Origin of the sequence: Streptomyces sp. NPDC057002 (assembly GCF_042673825.1) — a bacterium.
In the GTDB taxonomy this organism is placed as follows: Bacteria; Actinomycetota; Actinomycetes; order Streptomycetales; family Streptomycetaceae; genus Streptomyces.
Window position 1 is genome coordinate 1428106 of sequence record NZ_JBHURZ010000001.1, and the last position, 21505, is coordinate 1449610.

General features: G+C 71.3%; 18 protein-coding genes. 12 read left to right on the forward strand and 6 right to left on the reverse strand.

Annotated elements, in window-relative coordinates; genetic code table 11:
* The first annotated feature begins 46 nt into the window (after positions 1-46).
* Positions 47-832, forward strand: a complete 786-nt coding sequence (locus ACFT32_RS06440) for a VOC family protein (protein WP_382486418.1) — start codon at positions 47-49, stop codon at positions 830-832.
* 4 nt (positions 833-836) lie between these two features.
* Here the strand turns inward: ACFT32_RS06440 and ACFT32_RS06445 are convergent, their stop codons facing one another.
* On the reverse strand, positions 837-1886 hold the full coding sequence (locus tag ACFT32_RS06445; protein ID WP_382486419.1) for a LacI family DNA-binding transcriptional regulator: 1050 nt from the start codon (positions 1884-1886) through the stop codon (positions 837-839).
* Between the two features lie 112 nt (positions 1887-1998).
* Positions 1999-3006 carry a multicopper oxidase domain-containing protein gene (locus tag ACFT32_RS06450; RefSeq protein WP_382486421.1) on the reverse strand — a complete coding sequence of 336 codons (1008 nt, stop codon included), beginning with the start codon at positions 3004-3006 and terminating at the stop codon, positions 1999-2001.
* 189 nt (positions 3007-3195) lie between these two features.
* Between ACFT32_RS06450 and ACFT32_RS06455 the strand changes: the two genes are divergently transcribed.
* Both ACFT32_RS06455 and ACFT32_RS06460 read left to right on the forward strand, forming a co-directional pair.
* Positions 3196-5673, forward strand: coding sequence for a ThuA domain-containing protein (locus ACFT32_RS06455; protein WP_382486423.1), 2478 nt, complete (start codon positions 3196-3198; stop codon positions 5671-5673).
* Positions 5674-5717: 44 nt separating this feature from the next.
* Entirely contained in the window at positions 5718-7868 is a 2151-nt protein-coding gene (locus ACFT32_RS06460; RefSeq protein ID WP_382487068.1) for an OmpL47-type beta-barrel domain-containing protein, read from the forward strand.
* Here the strand turns inward: ACFT32_RS06460 and ligD are convergent.
* On the reverse strand, positions 7855-8886 hold the full coding sequence (gene ligD, locus ACFT32_RS06465; RefSeq protein WP_382486425.1) for a non-homologous end-joining DNA ligase: 1032 nt from the start codon (positions 8884-8886) through the stop codon (positions 7855-7857). The genes ACFT32_RS06460 and ligD overlap by 14 nt on opposite strands.
* A 52-nt stretch (positions 8887-8938) precedes the next feature.
* Complete coding sequence (locus ACFT32_RS06470) at positions 8939-10693, reverse strand: SpoIIE family protein phosphatase (RefSeq protein ID WP_382486426.1); 1755 nt, start codon at positions 10691-10693, stop codon at positions 8939-8941.
* A gap of 164 nt (positions 10694-10857) precedes the next feature.
* On the opposite strand from ACFT32_RS06470, the gene ACFT32_RS06475 reads away from it, so the two are divergent.
* Positions 10858-11922: an ATP-dependent DNA ligase gene (locus tag ACFT32_RS06475; RefSeq protein ID WP_382486428.1), complete on the forward strand. Its 1065-nt coding sequence runs from the start codon at positions 10858-10860 to the stop codon at positions 11920-11922.
* Positions 11923-11938: 16 nt separating this feature from the next.
* Here the strand turns inward: ACFT32_RS06475 and ACFT32_RS06480 are convergent, their stop codons facing one another.
* The gene (locus tag ACFT32_RS06480; protein WP_382486430.1) at positions 11939-13129 is read right to left on the reverse strand and encodes a zinc-dependent alcohol dehydrogenase; all 1191 of its coding nucleotides are present in this window, start codon (positions 13127-13129) and stop codon (positions 11939-11941) included.
* Between the two features lie 206 nt (positions 13130-13335).
* Here ACFT32_RS06480 and ACFT32_RS06485 point away from each other — a divergent pair, with 206 nt between their 5' ends.
* Positions 13336-14316, forward strand: coding sequence for a DUF3048 domain-containing protein (locus ACFT32_RS06485; protein ID WP_382486432.1), 981 nt, complete (start codon positions 13336-13338; stop codon positions 14314-14316).
* Between the two features lie 23 nt (positions 14317-14339).
* Here the strand turns inward: ACFT32_RS06485 and ACFT32_RS06490 are convergent, their stop codons facing one another.
* The gene (locus ACFT32_RS06490) at positions 14340-14804 is read right to left on the reverse strand and encodes a MarR family winged helix-turn-helix transcriptional regulator (protein ID WP_215117379.1); all 465 of its coding nucleotides are present in this window, start codon (positions 14802-14804) and stop codon (positions 14340-14342) included.
* 207 nt (positions 14805-15011) lie between these two features.
* On the opposite strand from ACFT32_RS06490, the gene ACFT32_RS06495 reads away from it, so the two are divergent.
* The 7 genes from ACFT32_RS06495 to pcaD all read left to right on the forward strand — a co-directional run bounded on the left by ACFT32_RS06495 (position 15012) and on the right by pcaD (position 21493).
* Entirely contained in the window at positions 15012-15767 is a 756-nt protein-coding gene (locus ACFT32_RS06495) for a CoA transferase subunit A (protein WP_382486434.1), read from the forward strand.
* Positions 15767-16411: a CoA transferase subunit B gene (locus tag ACFT32_RS06500; protein ID WP_382486436.1), complete on the forward strand. Its 645-nt coding sequence runs from the start codon at positions 15767-15769 to the stop codon at positions 16409-16411. The genes ACFT32_RS06495 and ACFT32_RS06500 overlap by 1 nt, the downstream gene beginning before the upstream one ends.
* On the forward strand, positions 16408-17610 hold the full coding sequence (locus tag ACFT32_RS06505; protein ID WP_382486438.1) for a thiolase family protein: 1203 nt from the start codon (positions 16408-16410) through the stop codon (positions 17608-17610). The genes ACFT32_RS06500 and ACFT32_RS06505 overlap by 4 nt, the downstream gene beginning before the upstream one ends.
* Before the next feature lie 90 nt (positions 17611-17700).
* Entirely contained in the window at positions 17701-18474 is a 774-nt protein-coding gene (gene pcaH / locus ACFT32_RS06510) for a protocatechuate 3,4-dioxygenase subunit beta (protein WP_382486440.1), read from the forward strand.
* A 6-nt stretch (positions 18475-18480) separates the two neighbouring features.
* A complete protein-coding gene (gene pcaG / locus ACFT32_RS06515; protein ID WP_382486442.1) occupies positions 18481-19086 on the forward strand; it encodes a protocatechuate 3,4-dioxygenase subunit alpha in 606 nt (201 codons plus the stop codon).
* A complete protein-coding gene (gene pcaB, locus ACFT32_RS06520) occupies positions 19083-20375 on the forward strand; it encodes a 3-carboxy-cis,cis-muconate cycloisomerase (RefSeq protein WP_382486444.1) in 1293 nt (430 codons plus the stop codon). Before pcaG ends, pcaB begins: the two co-directional genes overlap by 4 nt.
* Positions 20372-21493: a 3-oxoadipate enol-lactonase gene (gene pcaD, locus ACFT32_RS06525; protein WP_382486446.1), complete on the forward strand. Its 1122-nt coding sequence runs from the start codon at positions 20372-20374 to the stop codon at positions 21491-21493. The genes pcaB and pcaD overlap by 4 nt, the downstream gene beginning before the upstream one ends.
* Positions 21494-21505: the final 12 nt, after the last annotated feature.

Consider the following 21505-nt stretch of genomic DNA (forward strand, 5'->3'; position numbering starts at 1 on the left):
CAGACTCGGCAGAGAGACGACCGGACTCTGTGCGAGGAGGGCGACCATGCTCACCACCCGGTATGTCACCGGCGCTCCGAACTGGATCGATGTCGGCACACCCGACATCGACGGCGCCGCCGCCTTCTACGGGGACCTGTTCGGCTGGCGGTTCCAGCCGGGCGCCCCCGATGTCGGGGGGTACGGCCTTTTCCAGCTCGGCGGCAGAAGCGCCGCCGGCGGTATGCAGACCACGCCGGAGCAGGGCCCGCCCTCCTGGTCGGTGTACTTCCAGGCCCCGGACGCGGACGCCACGGCGAAGGCGGCCGAGCAGGCGCGCGGCTCGGTGCTGATGCAGCCGATGGACGTGCGGGACCTGGGCCGCATGGCGATCCTCGCCGACCGGGCGGGGGTGCTGTTCGGCCTGTGGCAGCCGGGGCGCAACAAGGGCCTGGACGTCGTCCAGGAGCACGGCTCGCTGTGCTGGGTGGAGCTGTACACGGCGGACGTCCCCGCCGCGGCCGCCTTCTACCACTCGGTGCTCGGCCTGGAGACCGTCGGCGTCGAGTTCCCCGGCGGCGCCTACACCACCTTCGTCCCCGCCGGAGAGCCCGAGGACGCCATGTTCGGCGGCGTCGTGCCGCTGGCCGACGACCCGGTCGAGGAGGAGGCGTACTGGCTGCCGTACTTCGAGGTCACCGACCCGGACGCCATCGCCGACAGGGCACAGGAGCTGGGCGGCACGGTCCGACTGCCCGCCACGGAGCTGCCGGGTGCCGGCCGCCTGGCCAAGCTCGCCGACCCGTACGGGGCACGCTTCGCTGTGATCCGCAGCGAGCCGCAGGCGGCGTGAGGCACTACGCCGACGCGCGCCGTACCAGTGTCGTCGGGAGCACCACGCTCGAGGGCGCTTCGGCCGCGCCCTCGTCCGGACCCCCGTGCGAGGTGCCCCGGTCGAGGTCACGCAGCAGCAGCCGGGCCATCAGGCGGCCCATCTCCTCGATGTCCTGACGGACCGTCGTCAGGGGCGGGTCGGTCTGTTCCGCCACGGGCAGCATGTCGTCGAAGCCGATCACGGCGACGTCGTCGGGGACGCGGCGGCCGGACTCGCGCAGGACGCGCAGGGCACCGGAGGCCGTGAGGTCGTTGGCGGCGAACACCGCGTCCACGTCCGGGCAGCGGTCGAGGAGCTCGCGCATCGCACGCTCACCCCCGGCCGGGGTGAAGTCGGCCTCGGCGATCAGCCGCGGGTCGGCGTCCGCCATGACGTCCCGGTAGCCGTCGAGCCGGTCCGCCGCGGAGGTCTGGTCGAGTGCGCCGGTGATGTGCGCGATCCGGGTGCGTCCGAGGCCGGCCAGATGGCGGACGGCGTCGCGGGCACCACCCCGGTTGTCGCTGTCGACGTACACCACACCGCGCCGGTCGCCGCTCCAGCCCGGCCGCCCGCCGAAGACGGTGGGGACACCGGCCCGCTGGATCAGCTCCGGCAGCGGGTCGTCGAGGTGCAGGGAGAAGACGAGGGCCCCGTCGACATGTCCGCCGGCCAGGTACCGGCCGACCCGGGCGTGATCGTCCCGGCCCTCCGTGAGCAGCAGGACGAGCTGGTTGTCGTGGGCCGTGAGCTCCTTGCTGATGCCGCGCAGCTGGAGCGCGAAGAACGGGTCGGCGAAGACCCGGGTCTCGGGTTCGGCGACGACGACCGCGATCGCGTCGTGCCGCCGGGTCACCAGGGAGCGGGCGGCCTGGTTGGGCACGTACCCGAGTTCGTCCACGGCCTTGCGGACCCGCTCCACGAGGACGTCCCGCACCCCGTCCCCGCCGTTGACCACACGCGAGACGGTGGCCCGCGAGACACCGGCCCGGGCGGCCACGGCCTCCAGAGTGGGACGCGGCGCGGTGTCGGTCACTTCGGGGCTCCTCATCTGCGGTTGCGGATCAGGATAGCCCCGGGGCGCGGCGCCGTGAGAGCGCTCTCGCGCACACGGGAGAGGATGTCACCTCATACGCCCCACGCGTCCGTCAGTGCTCGTGCGCGCCCTCCTGCCGCCCGTCGCCCTGCCGCTCGCTCGCGTGCTGTGCGTCCCCGTGATCATGGGGGTCGTACCCGGGGATCGTCCCGTCCGGCTTCTTCACGAGGAACAGCCCCACCATCCCCATGTCGGAGTGGCTCTGCACATGGCAGTGGTACATCCAGGCGCCGGCGCCGACCCCCTCCCCCGCGATCACCTGGAAGCCGAAGGAGTCGGCCGGGCCCGTGATCTTGTTGTCGATGACCTGGCTGGGGTCGTCGGGGCCGGTCAGCATGCCGGTGCGGTTGTCCGCCCAGCGATGACCGTGCATATGGAACGTGTGGTAGAACTCGCCGTGCGTGATCACGACGAACTCGACGCGATCCCCCACCGTCGCCTCGAAGTTCGGACCGGAGTGCGGCGGCCTGTTGTTGATGCGCATGTCGTTGAAGACGACCGTGTGCGTCCGGTCCGGCAGGACGTCGCCCTTGCGCCGGACGATCACCGGGCCGAACAGACCCTTCTGCAGCCCCTGGGTGCCGTGTTCGGTGCCGACGACGTGGTCGTGGTAATGCCAGTAGCCCGCGCTGCCCGCCCGCCAGGTGCCGTCCTTGCGGCGGCCGGGGGCGTGGGTGCGCCAGGTGTAGGTGCGGGTGCCGCCCGGTTCGACATGACTGCGGTTCATCTTCGTGCCGTCGCTGGTGATTTCGTAGTCCAGGCCGTGGACATGCAGACTCACCGCCACGTCCATGGCGTTCTCGAACTCGATGTGCAGGGTGTCGCCCTCGTTGAGCTCGATCAGCGGGCCGGGGACGGTCGCCTTGCCCTTCTCGAGGCCGTAGCCCATCTGCCCGTCGGCGAGCTTCTCGGCGTACAGCTTGATGCGCTTCACCTCGCCTCCGGCGGGCGCCGTCTTCGCCGGTCCGTCGGCGCTGATGGCCTCCGGCGCCACGGACAACGATGTCGCGACGGCAGCGGTGCCCAGCAGGACCCGTCGGTTGAAGCTGCGTCTGTCCATGCGGAACTCCCCACCCTGGTAAGGCTTTTACGGAGGCGTACCTGTGATGAACCTGTGCGACGGTACCGGCCACGCCCCCGTTTATCCACACTCAAGACAAAGTTGGAGCCATCCCGGTCATAGGTATTGGCGGGAGATGCAAAGGGGTTTAGCTTCCTTGGCGGTGTTGCTGTGACCGTGGAGGTGCCCATGCACTTACGAGGGTTGAGCAAGAGAAGACGCGTCTGGGCGGCCTCCGTGGCCGCCGGAGTCGTGACCGCCGGGCTGCTGACGGGGCCGGCCGCGAACGCGCGGCCGTATCCGGAACCCCCGCTGACAACGATGTCGATCAAGTCGCCGCCGGGCGGCGCGAATGTACGGGTGCTGATCTTCCACGGTTCCGCGGCGGCCGGGGAGGAGTCCCCGGTCGTGAACGCCGGGATCGAGGCGATCGAGAAGATCGGGCTCTCGGGCCCGGCGAACCGTCGTTTCAAGGTCGAAGCCACCGGTGACGCCTCGGTGTTCACCAATGAGACGAGGCTCGGCCGCTTCAACGCGATCGTGTTCCTGACCGGTGGGGGCGATGTCCTCGACGCGGAGCAGGAGGCGGGCCTGGAGGCGTACATGGAGGCCGGCGGCGGGTTCGTCGGCCTCCATGACGCGGCGCGCGCGGAGCCGTACTCGGACTGGTTCACCGGACTGGTGGGTGCCCGCCCGGCCGCGTCGAGCGCCTCGGCCGTGCAGCGGGCGACCGTCGAGGTCGGCGACCGCAGGCACCCGGCCACCAAGGACCTGCCGGTGCAGTGGAAACACCCGGACAAGTGGCTGAACTGGGTGAAGAACCCGTCGGGTGACGTCCATACGGTCGCCCGGGTACGGGAGTCGAGCTACCAGCCGGGCACGGGCGCCAACGGCTGGGACCACCCGGTCAGCTGGTGCCGCGACTACGACGGCGGCCGTTCCTTCTACACCGGCATGGGCGGCACGGTGTCGTCGTACGACGAGACCGACTTCCGTGCCCATCTGCGCGGCGCGCTGCTGTGGACGACCCGGCTGGAGCAGGCCGACTGCAAGGCGACCATCAACGCCAGCTACCAGGCGGAGCGCCTGACCAAGCCCAACCAGCCGGGGCAGAACGACCAGATCGGCGAACCGCACGGGCTGGTCACCGCGCCCGACGGCCGGGTGTTCTACATCGGCCGGGGCGGCGCCGACTCCTCGCAGCCGGTGGTCACCGACTGGAACAACCCCGACATCGGCAGGGGCAAGGGCGAGATCCACGTCTACGACCCGAAGACCAAGCAGGTCACGCTCGCGGGTGCGCTCACCGTCTTCGGCAACAAGGGCGGCGGCGACGAGCTGATCAAGGTCGAGGAGGGGCTGCTCGGCATCGAGCTGGACCCGGGGTTCGCGACGAACGGCTGGGTGTATCTGCACTACACGCCCCACTCGCAGATCAACCGCGACACACGGATGGCAGAGCGGCGCGTCTCCCGCTTCACGCTCGACCAGGCAACGAACAAGCTGGACCTGTCCAGCGAGAAGGTGCTGCTGAAGTGGCCGGTGCAGATTCACAGTTGCTGTCACTCGGGCGGCGGGATGGCCTGGGACTCGAAGGGCAATCTGTACATCGCCACCGGTGACAACAACTCCAGCGGCTTCAGCTCCGGTTACTCGGGCAACAACCCGCAGCCGAACTACAAGGGCGTCTCCTTCGCGGACGCGCGCCGCACGGCCGGCAACACCAACAACCTCAACGGCAAGATCCTGCGCATCCACCCGGAGCCGGACGGGACGATCACGCTTCCCGAGGGCAATCTCTTCACCGGGAAGGAGACCGACGAGGGCGGTGGCAAGACCCGCGGCGAGATCTATGTGATGGGGGTCAGGAACCCCGCCCGTATCTTCGTCGACAAGTCGACCGACGTGCTCTACGCGGGCTGGGTCGGTCCGGACGCGAGCGCGCCCTCGACGACCTGGGGTCCGGCCAAGTACGACACGTTCGCCGCCATCACCAAGGCGGGCAACCGCGGCTGGCCGTACTGCATGGGCAACAAGCAGCCCTACCGGGACCGTAATCTGCCGGACCCGTCCAAGCCGCTGGGCTGGTACGACTGCGACCGCCCGAAGAACGAGTCGCCGAACAACGACGGCCTGGTCAATCTGCCGCCGGTCACCGGCAACAACATCTGGTACTCGCCGCAGGGCGGCGCGCCGGACTATCCGCGGGACGCGAACGGCGTCCCCTCGTACAAGCCGGAGGAGGCGTCGTACCGGCTGCCCTGGCTGAAGGGCGGCGGCCAGGCCGCGATGAACGGCCCGGTCTACCGGTATGACGCCGGCAGCACGAGCGGGGCCAAGTGGCCCGCCTACTGGGACGGCAAGTGGTTCGTCGGTGACTTCTACGACGCCGACCAGCCGCGCAACGCGGTGATCATGGACCCGAAGACGCAGGGCGACGGCGGTCTGCCGGTGCACTCGGAGTCGCTGAAGAAGATCGTGCCGATCGGCAACGACGGCATCAAGAACCTCATGGACTGGAAGTTCGGTCCGGACGGTGCGCTGTACGTCCTCGACTACGGCCGCGGCTTCTTCACCTCGGACTCCAAGTCGGCCCTGTGGCGGGTCACCTACAAGGGCGGCGGGCCGACCCCGGCCGCCGACCAGCTGGCTAGGGGGACCGAGTGACCCGGCAACGAAGAATCTGGGCCGCCCTGCTGGCCGCCCTGCTCATGATGCTCGGCGTGCAGGCCATGCCGGCGTCCGGGCAGCCGAAGGAGAAGGCGAAGGCCGCCGAGCAGGTCCTCACCTGGACGGCCGGCAACGACATCGACAAGTACCTCTCGGCGCCCAAGACGGCGGTCGCCGGCACGGCCACGATCGTGTTCGAGAACAGTGTGGCCACCGGCAACACCACGGGCATGCCGCACACGCTGACGTTCGTGACGAGCGATCCCGAGTTCAACGACGATGTGACGCTCAACATCCTGGCCAACCCGAACGACGCCCAGGGCGGCAAGCACACCGCCCAGGTCACGCTCACGCCAGGCCGGTACTTCTACCACTGCACGATCCCCGGCCACGGCCAGATGCAGGGCATCCTCGTGGTGACCGAGGGCACCGGCGAGGACACCACGGCTCCCGAGGCGTCGGCCCATGTGAGCGGGACGCAGAACACGCAGGGCGAGTACGTCGGTTCGGCGAGCGTGGCGCTGCACGCGACCGACGAGGGCGGCTCGGGCGTCGAGAAGATCGAGTACGCGGTCGGTGACACGGGTGCCTGGCAGCCGTACACCACGCCGGTCGTCGTCGATCAGGTCGGCGCCCACAAGGTCCGCTACCGCGCCTTCGACAAGGCGGGGAACGTCTCCGCCGAGAAGAGCGCGGCGTTCACGGTCGTGGCGCCGCAGTCGGACGACACCACCGCGCCGGAGACCTCGGCGACGGTGAGCGGGGATCGCGATCCCGACGGGGCGTACATCGACATGGCGACGGTCACCGTCTCCGCCTCCGACACGGGCTCCGGGGTCAACACGATCGAGTACGCGATCGGCTCCGGCGACTGGCAGCCGTACACCGCGCCGGTGATGGTGCACCAGGTCGGCACGCACACCGTCCGCTACCGCGCCACCGACAAGGCGGGCAATGCGGCGGCGGAGAAGAGCGTGCAGTTCAAGGTCGTCGCGGCACCGCCGCAGGACACCACGCCGCCGGTGACGGGCGTGTCCGTGGAGGGCACGAAGAACTCCGCCGGGGCGTACGTCAACAGCGCGCGGGTGACCGTCACGGCGACCGACGCGCACGGTTCGGGCGTCGAGAAGATCGAGTACTCGCTCGACGGCGGGCCGTATCTCGTCTACTCGGCCCCGGTGGTGGTCGACCGGGCGGGCGGGCACACGGTGGCCTACCGGGCGACGGACAAGGCCGGCAACACCGCTGCGGCGCGCACCGTGACCTTCACGGTGGTCTCCGGGCAGGTGCCGGCGCCCGACTGCCCGGAGTACGACGAGCGGTTGACGGTGATCGTCGGCTCGGTCGACTCGGGAGTGCGCAACCGGGTGACCGACAACCGGTGCCGGATCGGCGAGCTGATCGAGGACGAGAAGGAGTGGACGTCCCACGCGCTGTTCCTCAAGCACGTGACGTCCGTCCTCGACGCCCTGCTGAAGGAGGGCGTGATCGACCAGCGCGAGTACAACGCCGTCCGGAAGGCCGCCCGCCAGTCCGGGATCGGCAAGCCGGGGCAGACCGAGGGCTACCGCTCGCTCTTCGACGGCAGCGCGGAGTCGTTGGCCAAGTGGCGGCAGGTGGGCGGTGGTTCGTTCGGGCTGAACGCCGACGGGACGATCACCTCCAGCACCACCACGCCCGGCATGGGCATGCTGTGGTTCCCGGAGCGCAAGTACGGCGACTTCTCGCTGAAGCTCCAGTGGCGCGACGACGCGCCCGGCACCGGCAACGCCAACTCGGGCGTGTTCGTGCGCTTCCCCTGGGTCCACGACCATCCGGAGGAGTCACGCCCGGAGTGGGTCGCCATCAAGTACGGGCACGAGGTGCAGGTGCTCGACCGGCCCGACGGCGACATGTACAAGACGGGGTCGGTCTACGGCTTCGACCGGGTGGGGCTCGCCGGCGCCGGCGTGACCCAGAAGGGCACCTGGAACGACTACGAGATCCGCGTGGTCGACCAGCACTACTCGGTGTACCGCAACGGTGTGCTGATCAACGAGTTCGACAACACCGGCGGCCAGGCCTTCACCCCGCCCCGCTCGGACGACCCGGGCACGGACGGGCGGCGGTTCGCCTCCGGCTACCTCGGGCTCCAGGTGCACGGCACGACGGATGTGGTGTCCTACCGGGACATCCGGATCAAGGAGCTGTAGGCCCCTCGGGCGCTTTTCTGGCCCTGCTCGGCTGTACCCGCCTCGGTTCTCCCGGCATCTTCGGATACTCGGGCGGGTACGGCAGATCCCCCAGCCCGTGGTCGTGCTCGTCACGGCGGGCGAGGTCGAGCAGGGACTCCAGGGAATAGCGGTGGTCGTCCATGTCCGCGTGCACGTCGCCGAGTTCGGCGAAGCGCGCGGGCATGGTCGCGAGATCGAAGTCCTGGGGGTGCGCGACCCCCACCTCGTCCCAGCTCAGGGGCGCGGAGACCGGGGCGTGCGGGCGGGGCCGTACGGAGTAGGCGGAGGCGATCGTGCGGTCGCGTGCCGTCTGGTTGTAGTCCACGAAGATGCGTCTGCCCCGCTCCTCCTTCCACCACTTGATGGTCACCTGGTCCGGCATGCGCCGCTCCAGCTCCCTGCCGACGGCGATGGCGGCGCGCCGCACCTGGGTGAAGGTCCAGCGCGGTTCGATGGGCACGAAGACGTGCAGTCCCCGGCCGCCCGAGGTCTTGGGGAAGCCGCGCAGCCCGCCGAACTCGTCGAGCACCGCCCGGAGTTCGTGCGCGGCGCGGGCGGCGTCGTCGTAGTCGGTGCCGGGCTGTGGGTCGAGATCGATGCGGAGTTCATCGGGGCGGTCGACGTCGCCGCGGCGTACCGGCCAGGGGTGGAAGGTGAGGGTGCCGAACTGGGCGGCCCACACCACCGCTCCGACCTCGGTGGGGCACATCTCGTCGGCGCTGCGGCCGCTGGGGAAGGTGATGTGCGCGGTCGGGATCCAGTCGGGCATGTTCTTGGGCGCCCGCTTCTGGAAGAAGTTCTCGCCGTTCATGCCCTCGGGGTAGCGCTCCAGGGTGGTGGGCCGGTCGCGCAGGGCGCGCAGGATGCCGGGGCCGACGGCGATGTAGTAGCGGGCGAGGTCCAGCTTGGTGAAGCCGCGCTCGGGGAAGAACATCTTGTCCGGGCTGGACAGCCGTACGGTCCGGCCGCCCGCCTCCAGTTCCACCGCGTCACCCATGCGAGCCACGGTAGGCGCAGGGCGTGGGCCGCGCATTCGGAGCGTTCGGGCGTCACGGGGCGCGCAGACGGGTGGCGAGCAGGGTGACGTCGTCCTCGGTGGTGCCGTGCACGAGGCGGGCGAGGAGGGCGTCTACGACGCTTTCCAGGGGACCGTCGATGTCGAGGCGCAGATGGGTCAGGCGCCGCAGCGAGGAGTCGATGTCCCTCCGGCGGTCCTCGATCAGCCCGTCGGTGTACATGAGCAGCACGGTTCCGGGCCGCACCGGCAGGGTCAGTGCCTCGTACCCGCCGAGGTCGGTGCCGAGGGGCGGTCCGGTCGGGACGTGCACGAGCTCGGCCGGGCCGTCGGGGTGCAGCAGCACGGGCGGCGGGTGCCCGGCGCCGGCGAAGGTGCAGGTGCCCTGGCCGGGGTCGACGAGGGCGAGCAGACAGGTGGCCACCCGGTCCAGGCCGATGCTCGCCAGCCGGTGGTCGGCCTGGAGGATCCGCTCGACGGGGGCGCCGGTGGCGGCGATGCTGCGCAGCAGGGAGCGGTACTGGCTCATGGCGACGGCGGCGGTGAAGCCGTGGCCCATGACGTCGCCCATCACCTGGAGGGTGCGTCCGCAGGGCAGGGCCATCGAGTCGAACCAGTCCCCGCCGACGAGGGCGCGGTGCCCGGCGGGGAGGTAGCGGGAGGCCGTCTCGATGTCCGGGTGCGGACCGCCCGGCTCGGACAGCAGGGCACGTTGCAGTTCCAGCGCCATCGAGTGCTCGAGGGTGTACTGGCGGGCGTTGTCGATGGCGACGGCGGCCCGGGCGGCCAGTTCCTGGGCCACCACCACGTCCTCGTCGGTGAAGGGTGCCGAATCGCCGGCTCGGAGCAGGTACAGGACACCGACCGGGTGCTCCCGTGTCGGCAGCGGAACCACGACGATGGAGTGGACCCCGAGTTCGCGGACCACCTCCAGGTCGAGCGGTGTGCGCAGCATCTTCAGCAGCACGTCGTCCGAGGCGAGGTTGCCGACCCACGGGCGGCCGGTGTCCAGGCAGCTCCGGACCGGCGAGTCGCGCGGGACGTCGAAGTAGTGGCCGCTCCTCGCGGTCAGTCCGATGCGGGCGACGATGTCCGGGCCGCCTGCCGAGGCCATGATGCGCAGCCGGAGGGCACCGGGGGCCGGCGGCGACAGGTCGTCGGCCTCCGTGTCCACGATCCGCACGGACGCCCGGTCGGCCAGGCTCGGCACGACGAACTCGGCCAGCTCGGCACAGGTCTTCTCGACGCGCAGGGTCGTGCCCACCCGCGTGGCGGCGGTGTCCAGCAGGGCCAGCCGCTGGTGGGCCCGTTCCAGGTCGTCCATGTACTGGCGCATCCCGCTGACCTCCACGGCGATCCCGCACAGGCCGAGCACGCGGTCGCCGTCCTGGAGCCGGTGGTACACCGCGCTCCACTGCCGGCGCCTGAACGGCGAACTCACGTGCGTCGTGCCGGTGACGGACAGCTCGCGGGGCCGGCCGTCGCCGAGGATCATGCGCAGAGTGCCCTCCGAGCGGTGGATGTCCGGCAGGACCTCGGCCATGGTCCGGCCGTGGAACGCGTCGGGCGGCACGCCGCTCATCCGGGCCATGGCTCCGTTGACGTACCGATAGCGCAGCCGTTCGTCCAGGATGGCCACCGCGGCGGACGTGCCGTCCAGGACTCTGCGGAGGATCTTGTACTCGTGGGCCTTCTCGAGCGCCTCCGTCGGCGCGTCGGACACCATCGACAGCAGCGCGTCGTCGGCCCCTGAGAAGAGCCACGTAGACGGAAGCTGGTCGAAGCCCATGCGGCTCCTCCTCGTCCCCCTCCCTGATCGGAACACGCCACCGTCCAGTGTGTCGCCCGGGGCCGGGCCGCGCATCCGCAGCTCCGCGCGATCTCGCCCTGACCTGCGGCTTTCGCAACCCCGCTCAACAGGCGGAGCCAGGCAGCGGCTCTTAGAGTCAAGTCATGGATCTCCCGGTGATGCCCCCCGTGCTGCCCATGCTCGCCAAGTCCGTGGCGGCGATCCCCGCGGGCATGCAGTACGAGGCCAAGTGGGACGGGTTCCGGGCGATCGTGTTCCGCGACGGGGACGAGGTCGAGCTCGGCAGCCGTACGGGCAAGCCGCTGACCAGGTACTTTCCTGAGTTGGTGACGGCTGTGCGGGAGCGGTTGCCGGAGCGCTGTGTGGTGGACGGGGAGATCGTGATCGCGCGGGAGGGGCATCTGGACTTCGACGCGCTGACGGAGCGGATCCATCCGGCGGACTCGCGGGTGCGGACGCTGGCGGAGCGGACGCCGGCCTCGCTCGTCGCCTTCGATCTGCTGGCGCTGGGGGACGAGTCGCTGATGGACGTCCCGATGACCGACCGGCGGGAGCGGTTGGCCGGGGAGCTGGCGGGGGTGACGGCGCCGGTGCACCTGGCTCCGGCGACCACCGACATCGAGGTGGCGCGGCAGTGGTTCGAGCAGTACGAGGGGGCGGGCCTGGACGGTGTCATCGCCAAGCCGCTGACGGTGCGCTACCGCCCGGACGAACGCGCGATGTTCAAGATCAAGCACGAGCGCACGGCGGACGTGGTCGTCGCCGGGTACCGCCTGCACAAGAGCGGCCCTGTCGTGGGCTCGCTGCTGCTCGGCCTGTACGACGACCGGGGCACCCTCCAGCACGTGGGCGTGTCCGCCGCCTTCACGATGAAACGGCGCGCCGAGCTGGTGGAGGAGCTGGAGCCGCTGCGCCTGGACGACGCCCAGGGGCATCCGTGGGCGGCCTGGTCCGACGAGGCCGCCCACGAGAAGGCACGGCTGCCGGGGGCGCCGAGCCGCTGGTCGGGCCGGAAGGACCTGTCGTGGGTGCCGCTCAGGCCGGAGCGGGTCGCCGAGGTGGCGTACGACCACATGGAGAACGGGCAGCGTTTCCGGCACACCGCCCGGTTCCGCCGCTGGCGCCCGGACCGGACCCCCGAGAGCTGCACCTACGCGCAGCTCCAGGAGCCGGTCCGCTACGACCTGGCGGAGATCCTCGGCGCCTGAGGACGCTCGAGAGCGCTCAGGGCTGCATCAGCACCTTGACCGCGCCGTCCTGCTTGCGCTGGAACATCTCGTAGGCGTGCGGGGCCTCCGACAGCGGCACCCGGTGGGTGGCGAAGTCCTCGACGCCCAACGGGTCCTCGTCGGTGAGGTACGGGATGATGTCGTCGGTCCAGCGGCGGACGTTGGCCTGGCCCATGCGCATCTGGATCTGCTTGTCGAAAAGGGTGAGCAGGGGCAGCGGGTCGGCCATGCCACCGTAGACACCGGACAGCGAGATGGTGCCGCCGCGGCGCACCAGCTCGATCGCGGTCTTCAGCGCGGCGAGACGGTCGACGCTGAAGCGTTCGGCGAGCGGGCCGCTCAGTTTGCGGGGCAGGATCGCCGAGGCGTTCTGCACCATGCGGGCGGCCGCGCTGCCGTGGGCCTCACTGCCGACCTCGTCGATCACGGCATCCGGGCCACGGCCGTCGGTCTCGTCGCGGATCGCCTCGATCAGTTCCTTCTCGTCGTCGAAGGACCTGAGGTCGTACGTCTCCACGCCCCGCGCGCGGGCCCGGCGCAGCCGCTCAGGGACCAGGTCCACGCCGAACACCCGTCCGGCGCCCCGAAGCCGGGCGACGCGGCAGGCCATGTCGCCGATGGGTCCGAGGCCGAGCACGGCGACGCTGCCGCCCTGCGGGACGTCGGCGTAGGCGACCGCCTGCCAGGCCGTGGGCAGGACGTCGGAGAGATAGACGAACCGGTCGTCGGGCGGGCCTTCCGGGACCTTGATCGGGCCGAACTGCGCCTGCGGGACCCGCAGATACTCGGCCTGCGCGCCCGGCACGGAGCCGTACAGTCGGGTGTAGCCGAACAGGGCGGCACCCATGCCCTCGCCGCTGACCTGGGTGGTCTCGCACTGGGTGGGCAGGCCGGTGAGGCACATCCAGCAGTTGCCGCAGGCGATCTGGAACGGCACCACGACCCGGTCCCCGGCCTGGAGGTCAGGTACACCGGCGCCGACCTCCTCGACGATGCCCATGGGTTCATGGCCGAGGATGTCCCCCGGTGTCATGAACGGCGTGAGCACTTCGTACAGATGCAGATCGGAGCCGCACAACCCGGTGGAGGTGATGCGGATGACCGCGTCCGTCGGTTCCTGGATCGTCGGATCGGGCACGTTCTCCACCCGCACGTCACGCTTGCCCTGCCAGGTCACTGCCCTCATCGCCTCGCGCTCCCTCCGTCGGCGTGCGCGTCGGTCGTTTCGGCGGGTCCCCGAGTACCCGGGTGCCCCGCACTGAACCTTGAGCCGATCGACGGACGCGACGGGAACACTGTCCCGCCAGAAACGATCGAGTGTGGCCATCGATGCTCAGATAAGCGCACAATCAGGACAAACGGATGACGTGAGGCGCGGTGGCGACGGTGGGCATGGGACGAGAGGCGCGCGGACGGCGGGCGGCGACGACAGCGGCGCTGCTGGCCGCGACGGTGACGGCGGCCCTGGCGGCGGGCTGCACGAGCGGGGGCGGTCCGCCGGACGACGGGCGGGGACCGGCCAGTGCGTCGGAGCGCGGCGCCTCACCCACGGCGACCGACGGCTCCGTCCTCGCCGTCAAGATCGACAACGCCGACGCGGCCCGGCCGCCCACGGGTGTCGATTCCGCGGACGTGGTGTACGTGGAGCAGGTCGAGGGCGGGCTGAGCCGTCTGATGGCGGTGTACGCGACGAAGCTGCCGCAGGCGGTCGGCCCGGTACGCAGCGCCCGGGAGTCGGATCTGGAGCTGCTGCGCCAGTTCGACCGGCCCACACTCGCCTTCTCCGGCGCCCAGACGAAGCTCCTGCCCCTGATCGACGAGGCGCCGCTGCGGACCGCGACGCCGGGCAGCGCCTCCGACGCCTTCTTCCGCGACCCCGACCGGTCGGCCCCGCACAACCTCTATGTGCGGCCCGAGCGGATCATGCCGGAAGCCCCGGGTCCGGCCGCCCTGACCACCGGCTTCCGCTACGGCTCCGCTCCCGCGGGCGGCACCGAGGCGAACTCGCAGACGGTGCGCTATCCGGCGGCCCGCTTCACCTTCACCTGGTCGGACTCCCGGGACCGCTGGCTGGTCGGCATGGACGGCACGCCGGCCACGACGGCGGACGGCAAGCGGATGGCGGCCGCGACGGTCGTCGTGCAGTACGTGAAGGTGCGCGACTCCGCCTTCCGGGACTTCCTCGGCAACAACACGCCGTACACCGAGACGGTGGGCTCGGGGAAGGCGAAGGTGCTGCGCGACGGGCGGGCCCATGACGTGAACTGGGAGCGCGAGGACGCCACGGACGGCACGGCGTTCACCGCCCGCGACGGCACACCCGTGAACTTCGCGAAGGGCCAGGTGTGGGTGGTGTACGCCGAGGCGCCCTGACCGGCCCGCGCGGACCGCGCCGGTCAGCGGGGCGCCACCAGGGACTCCCCCGGATTGCGCAGGCCTTCGGCCGCGTCCGACACCCGCCGGATGAGGTCGAAGAACACCGTCTGCTCCTCGGCGGTCAGCGGCGCGAGGAAGATCTGGTTCATCCGGGCGGTGCGCACGGTCAGCTTGCGGTGGGTACGCACGCCCTCTTCCGTGAGGCGCAGCAGGAAGCGGCGGCCGTCCTGCGGGTCACGGACCTTGTCGAGCAGTCCGCGCCGGATGAGCCGGCTGATCACCTCGGCGATGGTGGACCGGTCGAGCCCCACCCGCTCCCCCGCCGTGCGCTGATCCAGGCCGGGCTCGGCGACGAGCGTGTTGAGGACCGCGTACTGGGGCGAGGTGATCTCCTCGGAGACCATCGTGTTCCACAGCAGGTAGTGCGCCTGCTGGAGCCGCCGGGCCAGGTGCCCGGGGTGGGTGGTGAGGTCGGCCGCCGCCATGTGCACCCCTCGGTCGTTTTCGTTGGTGCACTGAACAATACCGGTCCGCTCCCGGGCTGTCTGCCGACCGCACAAGGGACCAGAGGCGCATACGCCAAGCTCTTGACGCCCTGCTGCGGCGATGGCAGCGTGAGGGGAGCTTCACGGAAATACTCAGTGCGCTGACTAATCAAGGTCGGGGTGCTCGGAAGAGATGGGGCTTCTCGGATGGACAAGGTGGTCGCCACAGCCCTGGAGGCGGTGGCCGATGTGCCCGACGGCGCGTCGCTCGCGGTGGGCGGTTTCGGGCTGAGCGGTGTGCCGAACGTGCTGATCCAGGCGCTGTACGAGCGCGGGGTGGCCGGGGTGTCGGTGGTCTCCAACAACTGCGGGGCGATGGAGTCGGGCCTGGCGGTCCTGCTCGCCGCCGGCCGGATCGCCCGGGTGACGGGCTCCTACATCGGCGCGAACAAGGAGTTCGCCCGGCAGTACCTGGCCGGGGAGCTGGAGGTCGAGCTGATCCCGCAGGGCACGCTGGCCGAGCGGCTGCGGGCCGGCGGCGCGGGGATCCCCGCCTTCTACACCCCGGCCGGGGTGGGCACCCAGGTCGCCGAGGGCGGTCTGCCGTGGCGCTACGACGGTGAGGGCGGGGTCGCGCTCGCCTCGCCGCCGAAGGAGGTCCGGGAGTTCGACGGCGAGGAGTTCGTGCTGGAGCGGGGCATCCGCACCGACTTCGCCCTGGTCCGGGCGGCGAAGGGCGACCGGCACGGCAATCTGGTCTTCAACAAGTCCTCCCGCAACTTCAACCCGCTGGCAGCGATGGCCGGGCGGGTGACGATCGCCGAGGTGGAGGAGCTGGTGGAACCCGGCGAGATCGATCCGGACGCGGTGCACCTGCCCGGAATCTTCGTGCAGCGGGTGCTCGCGCTCACCCCCGAGCAGGCGGCGGACAAGAAGATCGAGCAGCGGACGGTGAGGTCCTGATGGCCTGGACGCGTGAACAGATGGCCGCGCGGGCGGCGCGGGAGCTGAGGGACGGCCAGTACGTCAATCTCGGCATCGGCCTGCCCACCCTCATCCCCAACTACCTGCCCGAGGGCGTCGAGGTGGTCCTCGAATCGGAGAACGGCATCCTGGGCACCGGGCCCTACCCCACCGAGGAGACCGTCGACCCAGACCTGATCAACGCCGGCAAGGAGACCGTGACGGTCCTGCCGGGCGCGTCCTTCTTCGACTCGGCGCTGTCCTTCTCCATGATCCGGGGCGGGCACATCGACGTGGCCGTGCTGGGCGCGATGCAGGTGTCCGAGCGGGGCGACCTGGCCAACTGGGCGATCCCCGGCAAGCTGATCACCGGCATCGGCGGGGCGATGGACCTGGTGCACGGCGCCCGTACGGTCGTCGTCGTCATGACCCACACCGCCAAGGACGGCTCCCCCAAGATCCTCACCGAGTGCGCCCTGCCGCTGACCGGCAAGGGGTGTGTGAACCGGATCATCACCGACCTCGGTGTCCTCGACATCACCGAGGACGGGCTCGTCCTGGTCGAGACCGCGCCGGGCGTGAGCGCCGAGGAGATCGTCGCCAGGACCGACGCCGAACTGACCGTGCCGGAGGGCCTGAAGTGAAGGACGTCTACCTCGTCGACGCGGTCCGCACCCCCATCGGCCGCTACAACGGCGGTCTCGCCTCGGTCCGCCCGGACGACCTGGGCGCGCACGCGATCCGCGAACTGCTCGCCCGCACCCCGGACTTGGATCCGGCGCGCATCGAGGATGTGTACTTCGGCAACGCCAACGGCGCCGGTGAGGAGAACCGCAACGTCGGCCGCATGGCGGCACTGCTGGCGGGGCTGCCCACCTCAGTGCCGGGCGTGACCGTCAACCGGCTGTGCGCGTCCGGTCTGGAGGCCGTGATCCAGGCGGCCCGCGCCATCGCCGTCGGGGACGCCTCGATCGCCGTGGCCGGTGGTGTGGAGTCGATGACCCGGGCGCCCTATGTGCTGCCCAAGTCCGACAAGCCCTTCCCGGCCGGACACACCGAGCTGTACTCGACCACCCTCGGCTGGCGCATGGTCAACCCGCGCATGGAGCCGCAGTGGACGATCCCGCTGGGCGAGTCGGCCGAACTCATCGCGGACAAGCACAAGATCAGCCGCGAGCAGCAGGACGAGTACGCGCTCCGCAGCCATGAGAAGGCGGCGCGAGCACGGGAACAGGGCCTGTTCGACGCGGAGTCGGCGCCTGTCGCGGTCCCGCGACGCAAGGGCGATCCGGTGCTCTTCGCCGCCGACGAGTGTGTCCGTCCGGATGCCTCCCTGGCGACGATGGCCAAGCTGAAGCCGTCGTTCCGTAAGGAGGGCGGCACGGTGACGGCGGGCAACGCGTCACCGCTCAACGACGGTGCTGCGGCCCTTCTTCTGGTCGACGAGGAGGGCCTGAAGGCCACCGGCCGCGAGCCGCTCGCCCGGGTCAGGGCCACCGGTGTCTCCGCGACCGACCCGCACTACTTCGGGCTGGCGCCCGTGGAGGCCGTCAACCGGGCGCTGGCCAAGGCGGGCAAGGGGTTCGACGACCTGTCGGTGCTGGAGCTGAACGAGGCGTTCGCGGCGCAGGTGCTGGGATGTGTGGCCGAGTGGCCCGAGTTCGATACCGCGATCCTCAATCCGCAGGGCGGTGCGATCGCCCTGGGGCATCCGCTGGGTGCGTCCGGTGCGCGGCTCGCCGGGACGGTTGCGCATCAGCTTGCCCGGAGTGGCGGCGGCGTCGGCGTCGCCACGCTTTGCATCGGGGTGGGCCAAGGCCTTGCCCTTGTCCTGGAGCGCTAGCGCCGTTCGAGACTGCGGGCCGCACGTGGCTGGTCGCGCAGTTCCCGCGCCCCTGACGGGGCACGCCCCTCAAGAACCTCAGGGATTTCCATGACTCTCACCCAGCACGACATCGACCAGGAGATCGCGGCCGAGCACGCCGCGTACGAGAAGCGCCTCGCCGACGGCGGGCCCGTCGAGAACCAACCGCGCCGCGACTACGCGCCGTACCGCTCCTCGGTGCTCCGGCACCCCAAGCAGCCGCCGGTCACCATCGACGTCAGCAAGGACCCGGAGCTGGTGGAGCTGTCCTCCCCGGCCTTCGGGGAGCGGGACATCACCGAGATCGACAACGACCTCACCCGGCAGCACGACGGCGAGCCGATCGGCGAGCGCATCACCGTCTCCGGCCGGCTGCTGGACCGCGACGGCCGCCCGGTGCGCGGCCAGCTCGTGGAGATCTGGCAGGCCAACTCGGCGGGCCGTTACGCCCATCAGCGCGAGCAGCACGACGCCCCGCTGGACCCGAACTTCACCGGCGTGGGCCGCACGCTCACCGACGCCGAGGGCCACTACCGCTTCACCACCGTCCAGCCGGGCCCGTACCCGTGGCGCCAGCACGTCAACGCCTGGCGGCCGGCCCATATCCACTTCTCGCTCTTCGGCTCGGCGTTCACCCAGCGGCTCGTGACGCAGATGTACTTCCCGAGCGACCCGCTGTTCCCCTACGACCCGATCATCCAGTCGGTGACGGACGACGCGGCCCGGCAGCGGCTGGTCGCCACCTACGACCACAGCCTGTCGGTGCCGGAGTTCTCGATGGGCTACCACTGGGACATCGTGCTCGACGGGCCGCAGGCCACCTGGATCGAAGAAGGGCGCTGACCTGCCATGACGAAGATCGACACCAACAGGCCCGAGAGCGTGCTGCCCACCCCCTCGCACACCGTCGGCCCGTTCTACGGCCACGCCCTGCCGTTCCGCGGCGGTGAGGACATCGCGCCCGCCGGGCATCCGGACACGGTCACCGTGCACGGCTACGTCACCGACGGCGAGGGCAAGCCGCTGCCCGACGCCCTGATCGAACTGTGGGGCCCGGACCCGGAGGGCAACCTGGCGACGGCCGACGGATCGATGCGCCGCGACCCGGCCTCGGGCGGCTTCCTGGGGCGCAACGGCGTGGAGTTCACGGGCTGGGGACGCATCCAGACCGACGCGAACGGCCACTGGTACGCGCGCACGCTGCGGCCCGGTGCGCGCGGGCGGAACGCCCCCTACCTCAGCGTGTGCGTCTTCGCGCGCGGGCTCCTCCTGCATCTCTACACCCGGATCTACCTGCCCGGCGATGTGGCGGCGCTCGCCGCCGACCCGCTGCTGTCCCTGCTGGAGGACGGGCGCCGCGACACGCTGATCGCCGTGGAGGAGGCGCGCGGCACGTACCGTTTCGACATCCGCCTTCAGGGCGAAGGCGAGACGGTCTTCCTGGAGTTCCAGTGACAGCTGCGCACGGCGACACCGGCCTGCTCGCCCCCGGGTGGGCCGACTCGGCGGCCGCGTCCGCCACGAGCGACCACGCGTATCTGCGGGCGCTGCTCGACGCGGAGGCGGCACTGACCCGGGCCCAGGCCGGGCTGGGGCTCGCCCCCGCCGAGGCCGCGACTGCGGTGACCGAGGCGGCAGCGGGCACCTTCGACATACGGTCTCTCGCCGAGCGGGCCCGCGCGGGCGGCAACCCGGTCATCCCGCTGGTCGCGGAGCTGACGAAGGCCGTCGGCGACGAGCACGGCCCCTACGTCCACCGGGGCGCGACCAGCCAGGACATCATGGACACGGCGACGATGCTGGTCGCCGCGCGGACCCTGGACCTGGTGCTCGCCGACCTCGGACGCACCGAGCAGGCCCTCGCCCGGCTGGCCGCCGAGCACCGGGACACCGCGATGCCGGGACGGACGCTCACCCAGCACGCCGTACCGACGACCTTCGGGCTGAAGGCGGCCGGATGGCGGGCGCTGGTCCTCGACGCGCGGGACCGGGCGACGGCCGTACGGGACTCGCTGCCCGCCCAACTCGGCGGCGCGGCGGGCACGTTGGCGGCGTTCGGGGCGTACGGCGCGAGCGATCCGACCGGGCTGCCGGCGGCGTACGCCCGTGAACTCGGCCTCAGGGCACCCGATCTGCCCTGGCACACCCTGCGGACGCCCGTCGCCGACCTCGCCGGATGCCTCGCCTTCACGGCGGGCGCGCTCGGCAAGCTCGCGGCGGACGTCCTCATCCTGTCACGCACCGAGATCGCCGAGGTCGCGGAGGGCAGCGGCGGGGGCTCGTCCGCCATGCCGCACAAGTCCAACCCCGTACGCTCCACCCTCATCGCCTCGGCCGCGCGCCGGGCACCGCAGCTCGCGGCCACGCTGTACGGCTCGCTGGCCGCGGAGGACGAGCGGCCGGCCGGGTCCTGGCACGCCGAGTGGGAGCCGCTGCGGGACCTGCTGCGGCTGGCCGGCGGGGCCGCCGGGGACGCCGCGGAGCTGGCCGGGGGACTGCGGGTCAGGCCCGACGTCATGCGCGAACACCTCGACCTCACCCACGGGTTGATCGTCTCCGAGCGGCTCTCCGCCGAACTGGCCCCGGTGCTGGGCCGCGCCCGTGCCAAGGAACTCCTCACCCGGCTGGCCGCCGGGGGACGTCCGCTCGCCGAGGCCCCGGAGCTGGCGGACGTCGACCTCGACCCCACCCACTACACCGGCTCCGCGGGAGCCCTCACCGACCGTGCTCTGGAGCGACGTTGACACTCCTGAACCACCGCACCGAAGGCCCCGCCTCCGCTCCCCCGCTGCTGCTCGGCCCCTCCCTCGGCACGTCGTACGCCCTGTGGGACAAGGTGGCGCCCGAACTGTCGAGCACCCACCGGGTGGTCCGCTGGGATCTGCCGGGGCACGGCGGTTCGGCGGCCGGGCTCATCGGGTCCGGCGCGACGGTCGGTGACCTCGCCGGCCTGGTGCTGGCACTCGCCGACTCGCTCGGCGTCGAACGGTTCGCGTACGCGGGTGTGTCACTGGGCGGGGCCGTGGGCCTGCATCTCGCGGTGCACCATCCGGAGCGGCTGTCGTCGCTCGCCGTGATCTGCTCGTCGGCGCACTTCAACGGTCCCGGGCCGTGGGAGGAACGGGCCGCGCTGGTGCGGCGGGAGGGGCTGGCCGGGCTCGCGGAGGGCGCGGACGCACGCTGGTTCACGTCCGGGTTCACCGTGCCCGAGCTGGTGCGGGACCATCGGGACGCCGACCCGGCCGCGTACGCCGCCTGCTGTGACGCGCTCGCCGCGTTCGATCTGCGGGACCGGCTGCCCGGGATCGCCGTGCCGACGCTGCTGGTCGCCGGCCGCGAGGATCCGGCGACGCCGCCCGCGCATCTGCGGGAGATCGCCGACGCGGTGCCGGGCTCGACGCTCGTCGAGCTCCCGGGCGCCTCGCACCTGGCGCCCGCGCAGTGCCCGGAGGCGGTGCTGACCGCGCTGCGGGCCCACTTCGGCGGGCCTGCCGGACGCGGGATGGAGGTGCGGCGCGAGGTGCTCGGCGACCCGCACGTCGACCGGGCGCAGGCCCGGCAGACGCCCTTCACCGCGCGTTTCCAGGACTTCATCTCGCGCTATGCCTGGGGCGAGATCTGGACCGACCCCACGCTGTCGCGCCGCGAGCGCAGCATGATCACCCTCACCGCGCTGGTCGCGCACGGCCACTACGACGAGCTGGCCATGCACGTCCGGGCGGCCCGCCGCAACGGGCTCACGCCCGAGGAGATCGGCGCGGTGCTGCTGCAGACGGCCGTGTACTGCGGGGTGCCGGCGGCGAACTCGGCGTTCGCGACGGCCCAGCGGGTGCTCGCGGAGGAGGACGGCACGGCGGGGTGACCCTGCCGGTCG

Coding starts and splice junctions, on each gene's coding strand:
- ACFT32_RS06440 (WP_382486418.1), top strand. CDS start 47: ATGCTCACCACCCGGTATGTCACCGGCGCTCCGAACTGGATCGATGTC.
- ACFT32_RS06450 (WP_382486421.1), bottom strand. CDS start 3,006: ATGGACAGACGCAGCTTCAACCGACGGGTCCTGCTGGGCACCGCTGCC.
- ACFT32_RS06455 (WP_382486423.1), top strand. CDS start 3,196: ATGCACTTACGAGGGTTGAGCAAGAGAAGACGCGTCTGGGCGGCCTCC.
- ACFT32_RS06460 (WP_382487068.1), top strand. CDS start 5,718: ATGATGCTCGGCGTGCAGGCCATGCCGGCGTCCGGGCAGCCGAAGGAG.
- ligD (WP_382486425.1), bottom strand. CDS start 8,886: ATGGGTGACGCGGTGGAACTGGAGGCGGGCGGCCGGACCGTACGGCTG.
- ACFT32_RS06470 (WP_382486426.1), bottom strand. CDS start 10,693: ATGGGCTTCGACCAGCTTCCGTCTACGTGGCTCTTCTCAGGGGCCGAC.
- ACFT32_RS06475 (WP_382486428.1), top strand. CDS start 10,858: ATGGATCTCCCGGTGATGCCCCCCGTGCTGCCCATGCTCGCCAAGTCC.
- ACFT32_RS06480 (WP_382486430.1), bottom strand. CDS start 13,129: ATGAGGGCAGTGACCTGGCAGGGCAAGCGTGACGTGCGGGTGGAGAAC.
- ACFT32_RS06485 (WP_382486432.1), top strand. CDS start 13,336: ATGGGACGAGAGGCGCGCGGACGGCGGGCGGCGACGACAGCGGCGCTG.
- ACFT32_RS06490 (WP_215117379.1), bottom strand. CDS start 14,804: ATGGCGGCGGCCGACCTCACCACCCACCCCGGGCACCTGGCCCGGCGG.
- ACFT32_RS06495 (WP_382486434.1), top strand. CDS start 15,012: ATGGACAAGGTGGTCGCCACAGCCCTGGAGGCGGTGGCCGATGTGCCC.
- ACFT32_RS06500 (WP_382486436.1), top strand. CDS start 15,767: ATGGCCTGGACGCGTGAACAGATGGCCGCGCGGGCGGCGCGGGAGCTG.
- pcaH (WP_382486440.1), top strand. CDS start 17,701: ATGACTCTCACCCAGCACGACATCGACCAGGAGATCGCGGCCGAGCAC.
- pcaG (WP_382486442.1), top strand. CDS start 18,481: ATGACGAAGATCGACACCAACAGGCCCGAGAGCGTGCTGCCCACCCCC.